Origin of the sequence: Pseudomonas sp. efr-133-TYG-103a (assembly GCF_030209235.1) — a bacterium.
Classification (GTDB): domain Bacteria; phylum Pseudomonadota; class Gammaproteobacteria; order Pseudomonadales; family Pseudomonadaceae; genus Aquipseudomonas.
On sequence record NZ_JARVSK010000011.1, the window covers coordinates 20,846 to 38,460 of the forward strand.

Annotated in this window: 15 protein-coding genes; 14 read left to right on the forward strand and 1 reads right to left on the reverse strand. The window is 62.7% G+C overall.

Annotated features, from left to right (window positions below):
- Positions 1-50 precede the first annotated feature (50 nt).
- The 13 genes from pcaQ to QRN36_RS08830 all read left to right on the forward strand — a co-directional run bounded on the left by pcaQ (position 51) and on the right by QRN36_RS08830 (position 15,018).
- Positions 51-974, forward strand: coding sequence for a pca operon transcription factor PcaQ (pcaQ, locus tag QRN36_RS08770; protein ID WP_285423695.1), 924 nt, complete (start codon positions 51-53; stop codon positions 972-974).
- 134 nt (positions 975-1,108) lie between these two features.
- Complete coding sequence (pcaH, locus tag QRN36_RS08775) at positions 1,109-1,828, forward strand: protocatechuate 3,4-dioxygenase subunit beta (RefSeq protein WP_285423696.1); 720 nt, start codon at positions 1,109-1,111, stop codon at positions 1,826-1,828.
- Positions 1,829-1,841: 13 nt separating this feature from the next.
- Positions 1,842-2,444, forward strand: a complete 603-nt coding sequence (pcaG, locus tag QRN36_RS08780) for a protocatechuate 3,4-dioxygenase subunit alpha (RefSeq protein ID WP_285423697.1) — start codon at positions 1,842-1,844, stop codon at positions 2,442-2,444.
- Between the two features lie 105 nt (positions 2,445-2,549).
- A complete protein-coding gene (locus QRN36_RS08785; protein WP_285423698.1) occupies positions 2,550-3,914 on the forward strand; it encodes a 3-carboxy-cis,cis-muconate cycloisomerase in 1,365 nt (454 codons plus the stop codon).
- Positions 3,915-3,933: 19 nt separating this feature from the next.
- A complete protein-coding gene (gene pcaC / locus QRN36_RS08790; protein WP_285423699.1) occupies positions 3,934-4,323 on the forward strand; it encodes a 4-carboxymuconolactone decarboxylase in 390 nt (129 codons plus the stop codon).
- A gap of 187 nt (positions 4,324-4,510) precedes the next feature.
- Positions 4,511-5,731 (forward strand): MFS transporter, encoded by a 1,221-nt coding sequence (locus QRN36_RS08795; protein WP_285423700.1) that lies wholly within the window; start codon positions 4,511-4,513, stop codon positions 5,729-5,731.
- A 125-nt stretch (positions 5,732-5,856) separates the two neighbouring features.
- Positions 5,857-7,167 (forward strand): HAMP domain-containing sensor histidine kinase, encoded by a 1,311-nt coding sequence (locus QRN36_RS08800; RefSeq protein ID WP_285423701.1) that lies wholly within the window; start codon positions 5,857-5,859, stop codon positions 7,165-7,167.
- A 494-nt stretch (positions 7,168-7,661) separates the two neighbouring features.
- The gene (locus QRN36_RS08805; protein WP_373568721.1) at positions 7,662-9,287 is read left to right on the forward strand and encodes an ArnT family glycosyltransferase; all 1,626 of its coding nucleotides are present in this window, start codon (positions 7,662-7,664) and stop codon (positions 9,285-9,287) included.
- A 115-nt stretch (positions 9,288-9,402) separates the two neighbouring features.
- Positions 9,403-10,650, forward strand: coding sequence for an aspartate aminotransferase family protein (locus QRN36_RS08810; RefSeq protein ID WP_285423702.1), 1,248 nt, complete (start codon positions 9,403-9,405; stop codon positions 10,648-10,650).
- A 95-nt stretch (positions 10,651-10,745) separates the two neighbouring features.
- The gene (locus QRN36_RS08815) at positions 10,746-10,943 is read left to right on the forward strand and encodes a hypothetical protein (RefSeq protein ID WP_285423703.1); all 198 of its coding nucleotides are present in this window, start codon (positions 10,746-10,748) and stop codon (positions 10,941-10,943) included.
- A 173-nt stretch (positions 10,944-11,116) separates the two neighbouring features.
- Positions 11,117-12,565 carry an ATPase domain-containing protein gene (locus QRN36_RS08820; protein ID WP_342655805.1) on the forward strand — a complete coding sequence of 483 codons (1,449 nt, stop codon included), beginning with the start codon at positions 11,117-11,119 and terminating at the stop codon, positions 12,563-12,565.
- Between the two features lie 27 nt (positions 12,566-12,592).
- The gene (locus QRN36_RS08825) at positions 12,593-12,955 is read left to right on the forward strand and encodes a response regulator transcription factor (protein WP_285423704.1); all 363 of its coding nucleotides are present in this window, start codon (positions 12,593-12,595) and stop codon (positions 12,953-12,955) included.
- 128 nt (positions 12,956-13,083) lie between these two features.
- Positions 13,084-15,018 (forward strand): PAS domain-containing sensor histidine kinase, encoded by a 1,935-nt coding sequence (locus QRN36_RS08830; protein WP_285423705.1) that lies wholly within the window; start codon positions 13,084-13,086, stop codon positions 15,016-15,018.
- A gap of 411 nt (positions 15,019-15,429) precedes the next feature.
- Here the strand turns inward: QRN36_RS08830 and QRN36_RS08835 are convergent, their stop codons facing one another.
- On the reverse strand, positions 15,430-16,008 hold the full coding sequence (locus QRN36_RS08835; RefSeq protein WP_285423706.1) for a TetR/AcrR family transcriptional regulator: 579 nt from the start codon (positions 16,006-16,008) through the stop codon (positions 15,430-15,432).
- A gap of 367 nt (positions 16,009-16,375) precedes the next feature.
- Between QRN36_RS08835 and QRN36_RS08840 the strand changes: the two genes are divergently transcribed.
- A complete protein-coding gene (locus QRN36_RS08840) occupies positions 16,376-17,614 on the forward strand; it encodes an efflux RND transporter periplasmic adaptor subunit (RefSeq protein WP_285423707.1) in 1,239 nt (412 codons plus the stop codon).
- Position 17,615 lies beyond the last annotated feature (1 nt).

Genomic DNA, 17,615 nt, shown 5'->3' on the forward strand with positions numbered 1-17,615 from the left:
CGGGAAAGTCGCGAGTTCTTTGCCCGTTGCCACTCCAGGCCGACCCTGCCGTGAACATCGACACCCGCATCAAATTCCGACATCTGCTGTGTTTTCTCGAGGTCGCCCGTCAGGGCAGTCTGGCCAAGGCCTCGGGCAAGCTTGCGATCAGTCAGCCGGCGCTGTCGAAAACCCTCAAGGAGCTGGAAACGCTGCTGTCCGCCAGCCTGTTCGTGCGCAGTAAAAGCGGTGCCGCGCTGACCGAGGCGGGCGTTGCGTTCATGCGCTACGCGGGCCCCAGCGTGCAGGCGCTGCGCGAAGGGGTGAACAGCCTGCGCGCCCGCGAGCATGAGCCGGTGGCGGTGCGCCTGGGGGTGCTGTCGACGGTTGAAAGCGTGCTGGTGCCGGAGGTGATCCGTCGCCTGCACGCCCGTCATCCGGCGCTGGTGATCAGCGTCGTCACCGGGCCAAGCGCCTACCTGCTGTCGCAACTGCGTCTCGCCGAGCTGGACCTTGTGGTCGGGCGCATGACCGACAGCCCGCAGATACTCGGTCTGAGCTTCGAGCACCTGTACAGCGAGTCGATGACCCTGGTAGTGCGCGCCGACCATCCGCTGCTCAAGGGCGAGGGCGCCAGGCTCGAAGATTTCCCGCTGGTCCTGCCGCTGGCCGGCACGACCATCCGCAAATTCGCCGACAGCCTGTTCGTACAGCACGGCATCACGCCGCCGCGCCAGCGTCTGGAAACCTTGTCATTGACGTTGAGCCGTCGCTACGTGCAGTGCAGCGACGCGGTGTGGATCGCGCCGCTGGACGCGGTTCGTCAGGACCTGGCTGATGGGCAACTGGCCGAGCTCGAGCTGGGCATCCGTGAACCCGGCGGCTCGGTCGGACTGTGCAGCAACCCGGCGTTGCCTCTGTCCATCGCTGCGCAGTGGTGCGTGGAGACGCTGCGCGAAGTGGGTGCGGCCTATCGTGACGGCGAACATCCATAACCATTTGGTTATGGATGCGGTCTTTTTTTTCAGTTTTGCCAAGGCTCCCGGCGCGCCAGACTGCGCCCATCGCTTGCTTCAGGTCGCCGTGGCCACAAGCGCAGCCTTCTAAAAACGACAAAAAGGAGACCGGCATGTCCGATGCCCACGACAGCCGCTTTGCCATACGCGATCGCAACTGGCACCCCAAAGCCCTCACGCCGGACTACAAGACTTCGATTCTGCGTTCCCCTCGCCAGGCACTGGTCAGCATCGGCCAGTCGATTTCGGAGACCAGCGGTCCCGACTTCTCTCACTTGCAACTCGGTCGTCACGACGATGACTTGCTGCTGAATTTCAACCATGGCGGTCTGCCCATCGGCGAGCGGATCATTGTCGCAGGGCGTGTGATCGACCAATACGGCAAGCCGGTACCGCACACGTTAGTTGAAATGTGGCAGGCCAACGCCGGGGGGCGCTACCGTCACAAGAAGGACGCTTACCTTGCGCCGCTGGACCCCAATTTCGGCGGCGTGGGTCGCTGCCTCACCGACCGCGACGGTCATTACCGCTTTCGCACCGTCAAGCCAGGCCCTTACCCGTGGCGCAACGGCCCCAACGACTGGCGTCCGGCGCACATTCATTTCTCCATCAGCGGCCCGTCCATCGCCACGCGGCTGATCACGCAACTGTATTTCGAGGGCGATCCGCTCATTGCGATGTGCCCCATCGTCAAGTCGATTGCCAGTGCCGAAGCGGTGCAGAGCCTGATTGCCAGACTGGACATGAGCATGGCCAATCCGATGGATTGCCTGGCATACCGGTTTGACATTGTCCTGCGCGGTCAGCGCAAAACGCACTTTGAAAACGCCTGAGAGGAGGCCAGTCATGCCTGTTGAAATCCTGCCTGAAACCCCGTCTCAGACTGCCGGACCCTACGTGCACATCGGCCTGGCCCTCGAAGCGGCGGGCAATCCACCGCGTGAACAGGAAATCTGGAACGAGATGGCCAGGCCCGGTGCGTCCGGCGAGCACATCATCCTGCTGGGCCATGTCTACGACGGTAACGGCCACCTGATTCGCGATTCGTTTCTGGAGTTCTGGCAAGCCAACGCCGACGGGTTCTACGACACCGCCTATGACTTGAGTAAAGACTTCAACTGTTTCGGCCGGACCGCCACCACTGACGAGGGCGAATGGCTGGTCAGGACGGTCAAGCCGGGTGTCGTGCTCAATGCGGCGGGTGTGCCGATGGCGCCGCACATCAACGTGTCGCTGTTCGCCCGTGGCATCAATATCCACCTGCAGACGCGTCTGTATTTCGATGATGAGGCCGAAGGCAACGCGCTGGATCCGGTGCTCAATCTGATCGAGCAGCCTCAGCGACGCCAGACCCTGATCGCCAGACGCTGCGCCGTAGACGGAAAACTGGCCTATCGTTTCGACATCCGCGTTCAGGGCGAAGACGAAACGGTGTTCTTCGATTTCTGACGCGGGGCCCCGGTGAACCCAGGCGCAATCACAGTGATTACACCGGTGACCACGGGGCCGGTTTGACGAGGATTTCCGTTGGGACGACCAGCCAGGAGCAGTACTTTGAACAGACCGGGCAACCAGCTTTTTGACCGTTACTTCACTCAGGCGCGCATGCGCGACATTTTTTCCGATCAGGGCCGCGTGCAGGGCATGCTGGATTTCGAAGCCGCGCTGGCCCGCGCTCAGGCCGGGCTGGGCGTCATTCCCGGCGATGCAGTGGCGGACATCGTTGCGGCCTGCGACGCGCGCCTGTATGACTTCGATGCACTCGCCGAGGCGATCGGCAACGCCGGCAATTCGGCCATCCCGCTGGTAAAAGCGCTGGGACAACAGATTGCCGGCCGCAACCCCAGCGCCGAGCGCTACGTTCATCTGGGCGCCACCAGCCAGGACGTGATGGACAGCGGCCTGGTCCTGCAACTGCGAGCGGCGGTGACGCTGCTGGAAAAAGATCTGAGCCTGTTGGCCGACGCTCTGGCGCAGCAGGCGCAGCGTCATGCGGCTGTGCCGATGTCCGGACGGACCTGGCTGCAACAGGCGACGCCGGTGACGCTGGGGGCGAAGATCGCCGGCTGGCTGGGGGCGATCACCCGGCATCGGCAACGCTTGAACGAGATCAAACCGCGCCTGCTGTGCGTGCAGTTCGGCGGTGCCTCGGGCAGTCTGGCGGCACTAGGAGAAATGGCCTTTCCGGTGGCCGAGGCGCTGGCCCGCGAGTTGAAGCTCGGCCTGCCGGATCAGCCCTGGCACACCCAGCGCGATCGCCTGGTGGAATTCGCCAGTGTGTTGGGGCTGATCGCCGGGAGTCTGGGTAAATTGGGTCGCGACATCAGCCTGCTGATGCAGACCGAAGCCGGTGAGGTGTTCGAGCCTGCGGCGGCGGGCAAGGGTGGTTCATCGACCATGCCGCACAAACGCAACCCCGTCGGCGCCGCGGTGATGATCGCAGCGGCGACCCGCGCGCCGGGTCTGATCGCGACCATGTTCAGTGTTATGCCGCAGGAGCACGAACGCAGCCTGGGCCTGTGGCACGCTGAATGGGAAACCCTGCCGCAACTCTGCTGCCTGGTGTCCGGTGCGCTGCAGCAGGCACTGGCGGTGATTCCTGATCTGGAGGTCGACGCCGTCCGCATGCTGCACAACCTTGACCTGAGCAAAGGGCTGGTGCTGGCAGAAGCGGTCAGCATCGCCCTCGCGCAACGCATCGGCCGTGACGCCGCCCATCACCTGATCGAACAATGCTGTCGCCGGGCAGTGGACCAGAACGTGCACCTGCGTGACGTGCTCGGCGCCGAGCCACAGGTCACCGCGCAGCTTTCGTCACAGGCGCTGGACAACCTGCTCAACCCTGCGCAATACCTGGGTCAATCCAGACGCTGGGTCAAGCGCGCGGTGGCTGATCATCAGGCGTTCAATCTCCGTTAAACAGATGACTGGAACCCAAATGGACGAAAATCAACGTTACCAAGAAGGCCTGAGCGTGCGCCGGGCGGTATTGGGTGAAGCCCATGTGCAAGGCAGCCTGGAAAACATCACGCCCTTCAATGGCGAGTTTCAGGAAATGATCACGCGTCACGCCTGGGGCGATATCTGGACCCGGCCGGGCTTGTCGCGTCACACCCGCAGCCTGATCACCATCGCGATGCTGATCGGCATGAATCGCGAGGGTGAACTGCGCCTGCACCTGCGCGCCGCGAAAAACAACGGGGTCAGCCGCGACGAAATCAAAGAGGTATTGATGCAAAGCGCGATTTACTGCGGGATTCCGGCTGCCAACGCATCGTTTCACCTGGCCGAAGCGGTCTGGGATGAACTGGGCGTCGAATCGCTCTAATGTGTTGACCTCCCAAGCGAGGCGCACGCCGACACGGCGTTGCGCTTCCACGAAGGAGCATCAGGCAGTCCGATGGGTGACAAGGCTGCGTCATTCCTCGCTGGAATCCAGCGTATAAAAAACATGAATTTTATTTATGGCTTGCAGGGCTCTACCGTAGGCGGATTCCGTCTACCGTGGAGTCGTCATGACAGCCCAGCCGCCAACATCCATCGTCGAGCAGCACTGGAAACGAAATCTGGCCGTCTGCGTGCTGGGGGCTTTTACCACCATCGTCGCGATGACGCTGTTGCTGCCGTTTCTGCCTTTGTACGTCGAGCACCTGGGTGTCAGTGACCCTGCGGCGATTGTGCAGTGGTCGGGCGTGGCGTTTGGGGCAACCTTCCTCAGCGCCGCCTGCACCGCGCCGTTGTGGGGCAGACTGGGCGACCGCTACGGTCGCAAATTGATGCTGATTCGCGCCAGCCTGGGCATGGCGGTTGCCATGTCGCTGATCGGCCTGGCGGAAAACATCTATCAACTGGTGGGCTTGCGCCTGCTTGCGGGGCTGCTCGGCGGGTATGCCTCCGGAGCAACGATTCTGGTCGCCACGCAGACGCCGAAAGAGCGCTCCGGCTGGGCGCTGGGCATGCTGGCTTCCGGGATCATGGCGGGCAACCTGACCGGGCCGCTGATCGGCGGGCTGATGCCGCCGTTGATCGGCATTCGTAATACCTTCTTCCTGGCGGGCGGCGTGATATTTCTGGCCTTCCTCGCCACTGCGTTCCTCATGAAGGAAGCGCCGCGTCCCAAGCGCGCTGCCGATTCAGCGAAGCCTGTGACGATCCGCGCCTGGGAGCTGATCCCGGACAAGAAGCCAGTGATCATCATGTACGTGGTGGCAAGTCTGGTGATGTTTTCAATCATGTCCATCGAGCCGATCATCACGGTGTACCTGACTCAACTGCACACGGCAAACGTCACGCTGATGGCAGGCGTGGTGATGTCGGCGACGGCGTTGGCCAGCATTTTGTCGGCGTCGCGGATCGGCAAGCTGGCCGACCGGGTGGGGCACTGGAAAGTGGTGATCGGTTGTCTCAGCGCCGCAGCGATCCTGCTGATTCCACAGGCATTGGTCAGCAACGAGTGGCAACTGGTGGTGTTGCGCTTTCTCATGGGCATCGCGCTGGGCGGGCTGTTGCCCTGCATTGCCGCGATCATCCGCCATTCGGTACCTGACGCGGTGGCGGGGCGCATGCTCGGTTACTCGACGTCCAGCCAGTACGTCGGCCAAGTCCTCGGCCCGCTCACCGGCGGCTATCTGGGCGGGCATTTCGGCATGCCCGTGGTCTTCGTGGTGACGTCGCTGCTGATGGCCGGGTGCGCAATGGCAATGTGGCTGATGCCGCCGGCGGCGGTTGCCGACTGACCAGAAATCGTCGAGCCGCGGCGGGACAGCACCGTTCGTTGACAAAACCATGACATGGCCTGGCGGATAATCGGCGGCGGCGGGGCGCTGCCCCAAGATACGAGTACCGCCATGCACGGACCCTCATGGACATCAAACACAGTCTCAAACAGCGGATCGTCATCGTATTCGCGCTGATGAGCACCCTGGTCGCCGGTGTTTTCGCCGTCGGCATCATTGCCACCGTTCACGTGGTCGAGAAACGCCTGACGATCATCAGCCTGGGCGGCAACCTGCACCGGATCCTGGCTCAGGACAGCATCGACGACTGGCGGCACCGGCCTGAGAAGGGCGAGCTGTTCTACGCCGACGATGGCGTCGGCGACGTTGCCATGAGTGACGACCTGAAAGGCCTGCAGCCTGGTTTTCAGGAGTTCTATCGCGGCAAGCGGGCTTATTACGCCATGGTCACGACCGTGGGCGAGCGCCGCTACGTGCTGCTGCGCGATCAACGCAAATTCGAAAAGCGCGAGCGGATTCTGTTCGGGGTCGTGCTGATCGGCTTCGTGCTCAGCGTCCTGCTGGCCATTCTGCTGGGACGCCTGCTGGCCTCCCGAGTGATGGCGCCGGTGTCGCGTCTGGCCGGCCAGGTTCGCCATCGCGATCAGCTCCTCGAACTCGCTCCGGTCCTGGCGGGTGACTATGCCAACGACGAGGTTGGCGCGCTGGCCAAATCCTTCGACGAAACCCTTGGGCGGCTGCGCGAGGCCCTTGGCCGGGAGAAGCTCTTCACCAGCGACGTCAGCCACGAGTTGCGCACGCCCTTGATGGTGCTGGCGACGTCGTGCGAGCTGTTGATGGATTATCCGCAACTGGACGAACGCTCACGCGCTCAGGTGCAGCGCATCAGCAAGGCCACGGCGGGCATGAATCAACTGGTCGAAACCTTCCTGCTGCTTGCCCGCACCGAGGGCAAGAATGCGCCTCAGGGGCAGAAGGCCGGCCTTGAGCAGATCGCCGACGAACTGGCCGAAACCTGGCGGCGGCCGATCGAAGAAAAAGGCCTGACGTTCATTGTCCAGGCCAAAGGTCGCACTCACGAGGCCCTCAGCCAGGAGACCTACAACGCGCCGCTGCTGCGCTCGGTCATGGGCAATCTGCTGCGTAATGCCTGGCACTACACCGATCAAGGGTTCATCCGCCTGACCTTGCGGGACGACGGTTTCAGTGTGGAAGACAGCGGCATCGGCATCCCGCTGGAAAAACAGCAAGCGATGTTCCAGCCGTTCGTGCGCGGCGACGAACAGCGCGGGGAGGGCCTGGGCCTGGGGCTTTCGCTGGTGCAGCGGATCTGCGCCAACCAGCACTGGCAGGTGTCGCTGGCGAGCCGGCCATCGGGAGGCTGCTGCTTTACCGTCACGCTGCAAGAGGCAGGATTGGCGGTCGGTGCGGCGTGAGGCTTGCTGCAAAAGGCCGGTTTGAACGCCATCATATCTGTGTCGCAACACCTGACGCCTTCCCGGCTAAAGCCTGTCCTACGGTTGCGCGGCGCACCTGGAAAAAGCGTTGTAGGACTGCGATGTACCCGAAGAATGCGGTGTAGGACCGGCTTCAGCCGGGAAGAGGCCGGTTTGATCGCCATTATATCTGTGGCAGGACACCTGACGCCTTCCCGGCTAAAGCCGGTCCTACGGTTATGCGCGGCGTGCCCGCGATTGCGGGGCGGCGCGCGGTGTAACCGGGAATACGGTGTGGACTGCGATGTACCCAATGAATGCGGTGTAGGACCGGCCTCAGCCGGGAAGAGGCCGGCATGGGCGCCCCGTCATGTCGCGGCAACTGGGCCTTCAGACGGTCCGTTCATGCGGCTGGCGATGTGTGGCTCTGGAACGCAGCTACGCTTCTGTCTGTCGTTGCAGAGCGCGCTTCGTGCTGACGAGAGGAGACACCGTTGACATCCCTAGCGTCCGAGTTCCTTTCCGGCGTTACCCCGGCCCGCGCCAGACGCCAGGCCTGGAGCGCCGGCGGTCTGGCCCTGGTGCTGTTCGTCGTGGCCAGCGGACACCTGGCAATCGTCGGCTTCGATTCGCGATTCGTACTGTTCGCTCAGGAAATGCTGCGTCATGGCCCCAGCGTCTTCCCGACCACCTACGGCGTGCCGTATCCCGATTACACCGGTTTTTCCACCTGGCTTATTTACCTCTGCTCGCTGCCGCTGGGGGAGGTGACCAGCTTCAGCGCGTGGCTGCCCACCTGCGTGGCATCGGCCATCATGGTGGGCCTGATGTACCGGCTGCTCGCGCCGTACTCCCGGCGCTGGGCGTGGCTGAGCATCGCGCTGCTTTTGCTGACCAACACCTTCATCACCGAAACCCGCGCCGTGTCGCTGGAGCAGATGCTGGCCAGCATCACCTTCGCCGTATTTTATCTGGCCTACGCCGCAGACCACTTTTCCTCTGCGCGTCGACTCTGGCTGATTTACGGGCTGTTGGTGCTGGGATTTCTCATTCGTGGACCGATCGGTCTAATTGTCCCCGCTGCCGTGCTGTGCAGTTATCACCTGTTCAACCGCAACGGGCGCCAGGCGTGGGTGTCGGCGTTGGTGGCAGTGGCGTTGCTGGCGCTGTGCACCATGACCCTGTTGCTGCTGGCCCGACTCGCTGGCGGTCAAGCATTGCTGGCCGAAGTGGTTCGCACTCAGATCACTGCACGCCTGGACGCCGGCGACGGCAGCGGTCCGGCCTTCTGGTATTTCAGCCGCTCACTGGGTAACTACGCGCTGGCCTATCCGCTGGCGATCGTGGTCCTGCTGGCAGTGGGTCTCACCGCGCGCAGACAGAAAAACGCGGCGCTGCACTTGCTGTACCTGTGTGCCATCGCCGGCTTGACGGTGATGATCGGTCTGTCGATTCCGTCCGCAAAAAAAGCCCGGTTCCTGCTGCCGATGCTGCCCCCGGCGGCAATCATTGCCGCGTATCCGTTTCACGCCCGCAGCGGACGCTGTTTCTGGTGGCTGCGCGGGCTGATTCTGACGCTCTGCTGCTTCATTCCCGGCGCGCTGATGGTCGGCCTGCTGCTGATTCGACCGCGTTTTCCCGAAGCGCTGGGTGACACCGGACCGCTGCTGATCGCGCTGGGCCTGCTGCAGTTGGTGGCGCTGCCGCTGCTGATGCGCCCGCGCCTGCGACTCTATGGGTTACCGGCCTGCGCGGTGCTCGCGGTCTGGCTGAGCTACATCGGTGCGTTCGAGAAGGCTGAGCGTAACCTCTACGACACGCGCCAGTTCACCGCGGCGGTGCGCCAGGCCACGCGGTCGGACAACGCCCCGCTTGTCCTGCACGGCATGGGCAAGGATGGCAAAGGCATCAAGTTCATGGTCAACGTCGATGAAGACCTGCAACCGCTGTTCACCTTGACCCCGGCGGAGCTGGAAGCCTTGCCCGGCGCGGCCGATGTGGTGATGAGCAATGCCGACTTCCAGCAACTGCAGGGCACGCGTCTGGGAAGGTTGCCGGTGGTGCTCAGCGGCCGCTTCGACAAGGAAGACTACGTTCTGCTGCGCCTGCCGGCCCGATGAAGCACGGCGGACATCAGGAATTTGCGGAATGACCCGTTGCCTTTATTTCGCTTGTCGAGGACGGCCGCAGATCGCTTAGATAGCGGCATTTCCACCGTTCCCAGGACGATCGAACATGGCTTTTCCCGCTGTCAGCAATTCCATTTCCGTGGTTCATCCCGTCAGTCTGACCCATGGCAAGAATGCCGAAGTCTGGGACGTCGACGGCAAGCGCTACATTGACTTCGTGGGGGGCATCGGCGTGCTGAATCTGGGCCATTGCAACCCGCGCATCGTCAGCGCCATCTGCGAACAGGCGCAACGCATGACCCATTACGCGTTCAATGCCGCGCCCCACGTGCCTTACCAGCAGTTCATCGAGCGCCTCGCCGCGTTCGTCCCGGTGAGTTATCCGGTCAGCGGCATGCTCACCAACAGCGGCGCGGAGGCGGCTGAAAATGCGCTGAAGATCGTCCGTGGTTACACCGGCAAATCGGCAGTGATCGCGTTCGACGGTGCGTTTCACGGTCGAACCCTGGCGACGCTCAACCTCAACGGCAAAGTGGCGCCCTATAAACAGAAAGTCGGCGTGCTGCCCGGCGCTGTTTATCACTTGCCGTATCCGAGCGTGGACAACGGCGTGTCCACGGCCGATGCGCTCAAGGCCATGGAGCGGCTGTTCAGCGTCGAAATTGACGTCGACGAGGTCGCTTGTTTCATCATCGAACCCGTGCAGGGCGAGGGCGGCTTCCTGGCGCTGGACGTCGAATTCGCTCAGGCGCTGCGCAGGCTGTGCGACGAAAAAGGCATCGTCCTGATCATAGATGAAATCCAGTCCGGTTTCGGTCGCACCGGTCAGCGCTTTGCGTTCAGTCGACTGGGAATCGAACCGGATCTGCTGTTGCTCGGCAAGAGCATCGCCGGCGGCGTACCGTTGGGCGCCGTGGTGGGTCGCAAGGCGCTGATGGACACGCTGCCGAAGGGCGGACTGGGCGGGACTTATTCCGGCAACCCGATCGCGTGCGCCGCAGGCCTTGCGACGCTGGATGAGATGAGTGACGCCAACCTGGCGCAGTGGGGCGAGCAGCAGGCCACGGTGGTACAGGCGCGTTATGACCGATGGAAAGCACAGGGTGTGTCTGCGTTTCTGGGGCGTTTGACCGGCGTGGGCGCCATGCGCGGCATCGAATTGTCAGCCGATGGCAAGCCTGGGACCGCGCAGATGGCGCAATTGTTGGAATCCGCGAGACGTCGCGGGCTGTTACTCATGCCCAGCGGCAAATCCCGGCACATCGTTCGCCTGCTCGCGCCGTTGACGATCGAACTGGACGTGCTCAACGAAGGCCTGGACATTCTAGAGCAGTGCCTGGCTGAACTCGAATGAGGCAACGCGTCCGCTGCGCCCACTGGTCCGATAAACAGCACGTGTCTGTGCAGTCGCCCTCAAACGACTGCATCCACTCCACGGACCCCATCGCGATGACCAGCAAACGACCGCTACCCGCCGACGACGCCAGCAACGACCCGGTCCAGGGCGTCGATGACACGCCCGAGTATCCGCTGTCCGCACCGATCAAGCCGGACGACCCGGAGCGCCGCAGCGAGCAGTCCCGGGCGGAAACGGCGGGCTGCGTCGAAGAAGCGCCTGTTACGCCAATCAAGCCCGAAACGCCCTGAAGACGCCCTGAAGACGTCACGCATCGCTCGCCTTGCAGGCGTTTATTCCCGCCAGTTGCCGCCGCGTTGATGATTGAGCTTGGAAAGCTTCCTCAAACACGGAAGAATGCGCACTTTAAACGCGCGTTCCAGCCGCACCATTCACTACGCTGACCCTTCAGCGGAGGAAGCACATTTTGAACCAGCTAAAACGCCTTCATAGCGGAATTGAAGGACTGGATGAGCTGCTAAAAGGCGGATTCGTTTCGGGATCCTCTTACATCATCCAGGGACGCCCGGGTTCCGGCAAAACCATTCTGGCCAACCAGATCGGTTTCCACCACGCCAACAATGGCGGTCGCGTCCTGTTCGCTACGCTGCTTGCCGAGCCTCATGAGCGGCTGTTCCAGTTTCTGTCGACACTGAGCTTTTTCGACAAGGACAAGATCGGCGATCAGATTCAGTTCGTCAGCGCCTTCGACACCATGGAAAACGATGGCCTGGAAGAGGTTGTCAAGCTGCTGCGCCGGGAGATCGTTCGCCAGAAGTCCACGGTGATGATCCTCGACGGCCTGCTCAATGCGCGCTCCAAAGCCGAGTCGGCGCTAAACACCAAGCGCTTCATCTCCGAACTGCAAGGCCACGCTGCGTTTGCCGGTTGCACGGTGTTCTTCCTGACCAGCTCGCAACTGGACGACGGCAGCCCTGAGCACACCATGGTGGACGGCGTTGTGGAGTTGGGCGAGGAGTTGGTCGGCAACCGCTCCGTGCGCCGCATCAAGTTGCGCAAGACCCGCGGCAGTGGGGCGATTTCCGGGTCTCACGAGTGCGAAATCACCGAGGACGGTCTGGTGGTGTATCCGCGCCTCGAAAGTACGGTCACCTGCTCGGCCCTGCGTGACAGCGATCACCTCTCGATCGTCCCCAGCGGCCTGCCGACCCTCGATCCGATGATCGGCGGCGGTCTGGTCGGCTCGTCCGTGACCTTGCTTCTCGGCCCGTCGGGCGCCGGCAAGACTTCATTCGGTCTGAACTTCCTCGGCCAGTCGACCCCGGAAGCTCCGGGCATGCTGTTCGGCTTCTATGAATCGCCCCAACGGCTTCGGCTCAAGGCTGCCGCATTCGGGCTGAATCTCGAAACGATGGAACAGTCCGGTGCGTTGCACGTTGTCTGGCGGTCGGTCACTACCGAGATGGTCGACAAACTGGCGATCGATCTGCTGCGACTCGTCGAGCAGAAGTCGATCAAGCGCCTGTTCATCGACAGCCTGGGCGGCATGGCCCGCGCGGCCGCCGACAAGTCGCGCATTCTGGACCTGTTCACCGCGTTGATGGGTGAGCTGCGCGCCAGAGGCGTTACTGTGCTGGCGTCTTGGGAAGTGCGCAGCCTGCTGGGCAACGAAATCGACGCGCCGGCGCCGGACTTGTCGGGCATTGTCGACAACCTGCTGTTGATTCGCTTCGCGCAGGAGCCGATGCAGATCACCCGTCAGCTGTCGATTCTGAAGATCCGCGACAACGCCTATGACCCGTCGATACTCGAACTTGCCCTCGGTGCTCAGGGAATGAACGTTAACAAGGTTGGTTTGCATGGCCCTGACGGCAGAGACAGTGCGTCCACCTCTCGGTCGTCCTCAAGCTGATGATCGCTTGAGCGGGCGGGGGACCTTATGACCACGATACTGATTGTCGACGATGAATACCTGATCGCCGACATACTGAGTTACGCGCTGGAAGACGAGGGGTATCTGACTGTCACGGCGGGCAGCGGCCAGAAGGCGCTGAGCATTCTGGACCGGGAGAAACCGCAGTTGGTCATCACCGACTACATGATGCCGGGCATGAATGGCATCGAGCTGGTGGAGGCGATTCGTGCGCACAAGACGTTGGGCAATGTGCCGGTCATGCTGATGAGTGGCGCTCAGGCGCATTTGGGGATGGAGCGCCCGGACCTGTTTGTCAGGGTTTTCGACAAGCCGTTCGACATCCAGTCGGTCATCGCCGCCGTGAAGTCCGTCCTCAGACCGGATTGATCGCTGCGAGGCGTCTCTGCATCAAGCCGCCGCCGGGCGCTGAGCCGTGCCCTTGTTGCACATGGGCGATGATCTACCGGCGGATTTATCCATATTGCGCAGCCCGAAACTCCGCGCCCGAGGCGACCATGCAACCAGCCGAATCCTCCCAAGGATTGCTCACACAAGATAATCGCTACCGTTTGCTGGTCGATGCCGTCATCGACTATGCCATCTACATGATCGACACCGACGGGATCGTACGCAGCTGGAACTCCGGCGCACGGCGGATCAAGCAGTACGAAGAAGCCGAGATCGTCGGTCGGTCGTTCTCGTTGTTCTACACCGAAGAAGATCGTCTGGCGGGCTTGCCCGGCAGAGCGCTGCAGATCGCCGCCACGTCCGGACGCTTTGAGGGTGAGGGTTGGCGTGTCAGAAAAGACGGCACGCGGCTGTGGGCGCTGGTGGTGATCGACCCGATTCATGCCCCCGATGGCTCGCTGATCGGCTACGCCAAGGTCACCCGCGACCTGACCGAGCGCAGGCTGGCGCAAGAGGCATTGCGCAACAGTGAACGGCAGTTCAGCCTGCTGGTTCAAGGCGTCACCGATTACGCGCTGTACATGCTCGATCCGACGGGCATCATCACCACCTGGAACGCCGGCGCCGAGCGGATCAAGGGTTACAGCCCCGCCGAAGCGATCGGCCAGCATTTCTCGCTGTTCTTCGAGCCGGTCGATGCCGACGCCGGAAGGCCCCAACACGCGTTGCAGACCGCGCGCAGCGAAGGGCGGTTCGAGGGGCAGGGCTGGCGAGTGCGCAAGGACGGCACGCGTTTCCTGGCGCACGTAGTCATCGACCCGATCCGCGACGACGACGGGCAATTCATCGGTTTCGCCAAGATCACCCGCGACATCACCGAGGCGGTCCAGGCTCAGACCACGCTGAAGGAAACCCGCGAAGCGCTGTATCAATCCCAGAAGATGGAATCCATCGGCCAGCTCACCGGTGGTATCGCCCATGACTTCAATAACCTGCTGACGGTGATCCTCGGCAGTCTGGGCATCGTCAAGAAACGCCTGGTGGACGATCCGAAATCGGTCTCGCTGTTGGACAACGCGATGGCTGCAGCACAGCGCGGCTCGTCGTTGACGCAGCGGATGCTGGCCTTCGCGCGCAGACAGGAACTCACCCCGAGGGCTGTCGACGTCGGCAACCTGATCCGTGGCATGTCAGAGCTGCTGGGTACGTCACTGGGCGCCAATATCGCCGTGGAAACCCGCTTCCCGCTGCGCCTGAAGCCGGTCTTCGTCGACGCCGGGCAGCTGGAAATGGCGATCATGAATCTGATGATCAACGCGCGGGACGCCATGCCCGACGGCGGCAGCGTGGTGGTGTCGGCCCGGGAAACGTCGTTGCCGCGTCTGGCGGGCGCAATGCGGCTGGAGGAGTTCGTCTGCATATCGGTGTCCGACACCGGCAGCGGCATGGATGAAGCCACGCTGCAGCGCGCCATGGAGCCGTTTTTCACCACCAAGGGGCTGGGCAAGGGCACGGGCCTGGGGCTGTCGATGGTGCACGGGCTGGCCGCGCAGTCCGGCGGCAAACTGGTGCTGAGCAGCACCGCCGGCAGCGGAACGACGGCTGAGCTGTGGCTGCCCGTCTCGGTGGCCGCGCCCGAGCAGTCGGTGCCTTGGAATGAAGGGGCGTCCGCCGATGAGGCACGCGCAATGCCGCTCAAAGTGCTGTTCGTGGATGACGATCCGCTGGTGCTGATGAGCACCAAGGCGATGATCGAGGACCTCGGTCATCAGGTGGTCACGGCCAACAGCGGCGACGAGGCACTGACGGCCATAAGCGACCATGTCGACCTGGACCTGGTGATCACCGACCACATCATGCCGAACATGACCGGCACCGAACTGGCCCAGCACATTGCCCGCCTCGATCCCGCGCTTCCGGTCATCATCGCGTCGGGCTTCACCGACAACCCGACGCTGACCACCGTCACCACGCAACGACTGCCCAAGCCCTTCAATCAGCTGGAACTGGCCCGGGCGATCGCCTCCATCAGCCGGCCCTGAACGGACGAACCGCTGCCTTGTTGCGCGATCTGTTTCTGATTCTGGCCATAGGCCGTAGGCGCGCGCGATCTGAGGGGAACGTTCTGTTGCTGATTCTGGCCATAGGCCGTAGGAGCGTGGCTTGTCCCGCGAACTGCCGGGGACCGGCAGCCAATCCTGAGAATGATATATATCTGAATCAACCAAGGTGCCCGGTTTTGCTGCCGCTGCGCGGCAGATCGCGGGACAAGCCACGCTCCCACCGTTATCCGCCGAGAGTGCATGCTGAGCTTTATGGACATACAGGCCTGTAAGAGCGCGCTTGCCGGCGATCTGCTGCGCAGCAGCAGTAAAACCGGTGCATGCGCTGTGGCTGACGAACTGCATCCACCGATGCGTTGCCTGATAACGCAGGATGCACTGAAGCCCAGGTCAGGCGGATTGCCCAGCCGGATCTTCGAGACCGCGCCACTGGTTGATCACCGCCGCCATGATCTCATCGGTCAGTGCGGTGTCATTACAGGCCCTGGCGAGCATCATCGCGCCGGAAATGGAGGCGAGGATCTGCATCGCGCGCTCACGAGACGTCCCGTCCGGCAAGTCGCCTTTTTTCTCCATCAGCATGTGCAGCAAGCGCTCGATGCCCTGGGTGTAGGTCTGGCTGACCACGCCGCCCATGCGTGACACATCCGCCGCCAGCGTCGGAACCGGGCAGCAGTCGAGTTTGCTGTCGCGATGCTCGGCCGTCACGTAGCTCTGCACGATTTCGAAAACGCGGGTGCTCGCTTCCCACTGCACGAAGTATTCATCGAACGTGCGGCGGATCGCTTCGGCCACCAGTTGCTCTTTGCCGTCGGGGAACTGCCGGTAGAAACCGCCGTGGGTCAGGCCCACCGATTTGGAAAGCTCGCCGATGCCGATTCCGTCAATGCCGTGCTCGCGGTAGAGGCGGGATGCGGCGGTGAGAATCTTCTCCTTGTTCAGTAAGCGTTGTTCCTTGGTGACTTTCATAACGACCTCTTGATGCGTGGCGGCGTGAGTATACGCGCGGTTGGCTGTCCTGCGCCGAAACGAGACACCCCGGCACTGCCTCTCTCGCTGCACCCGAATTTACAGCCCACAAAGCGCGGTGCGCGCCGGTTTAACACAGTGACTGACCCTTCCTGAATCAAAACGAATGATAGTAATGATTACAGTCATCATGTTTACATCGATATTGATGATACGTAGCATCAAAACGTTATCAGGACGAAATCCATCTGTCCGGGCTCAGCCTGCGGGTCATTCTGCGGGCGACGGCCGACGGCACAGGTCGGGCAAGCGGGGCGCTCTTGTATGAGGGCCTTCATGTTGTTCAAGTTCAAGCCAGGGGGTGAGGGTGAATTCGGTACAGAGCAATGGCGGATCGTCGGCGGACGATGCTACGCCCACGGCTAAACGCAACATGACAAGAGCGGTGGTAGGGGCCGGGTTGCTGGCGGCTGCCGTCGGCGCGGGTGTGTTTCTGGTTGACGGTGAGCGCGAGCGCGCGGTTGCGGCCGATGCGCCGCCGCTGGCCGAAGTGGTGGTCAGCCGGCCACTGGTGAAGGACCTCGACAGCAGGCTGTCGTTTCTCGGCCAGTTTTCGGCGGTCGACCGCGTCGAGCTGCGCGCCCAGGTTGGCGGCACGCTGATCGGGATTCACTTCAAAGACGGACAACTGGTCAAGAAAGGCGCGCTGCTGTTCAGCATCGATCGCGTGCCTTACGAGATCCGCCTGGCCCAGGCCAACGCGCAGTTGCAACGGGCAAGCGCACGACTGGCCTACGCCAAGAGCGAATTCAACCGGGCCGATGAGCTGGCGCGTAATCAGGCGGGCTCCGTGCAGAACATGGAACTGCGCAAGTCCGACTGGCAAGAAGCGCAAGCGGCGGTGGCGGATGCCAACGCGCAGATCCGCGACGCCCAGTTCGACCTCGATCACTGCCAGATCCTCGCGCCGTTCACCGGGCGCATCGGCAATCATCAGGTGTCCGTCGGCAACCTCATCGCCGGCAGCCGCGCAGCGATCAGCCCGACCACACTGCTGGCGACCATCGTTTCCCAGGATCCGGTCTACCTGGACTTCGACATGAGCGAGTCCGATTACCAGCAGTACAAGCAATACAAGGCACGTCGTTCGGGCGATGCGCCGGAGCAGGTGCAGATTGCGGCCAGCGGCGGGCAACACTACTCGACCTCCGGCAATCTGGACTTCATCGATAACGCGCTCAATCGCGCCAGCGGCACGATTCACGCCCGGGCGACGGTGAACAATCCGGACGGCGTCCTGACACCGGGCGAGTTCGCCAGACTGCGCGTGGTCGCCGCAGCGCCAGGCCCGACCTTGCTGGTGCCGGATGCCGCCGTGCTGCCCGATCAGTCGCACTTCATCGTGATGACCGTGGCCGATGACGGCGCGGTCGTGCCCAAGCAGGTGGAAGTCGGCGACATGCGCGCAGGGCTTCGGGTGGTCAAGTCGGGCCTGACGGCCAACGACCGGGTGATGATCGGCGGTCTGCCGTTCGCCGCGCCGGGGGCGAAGGTCAACGCCCGAGACGGGGAAATCACCCCCGACAACGACCAGGCCAAGGACTAGA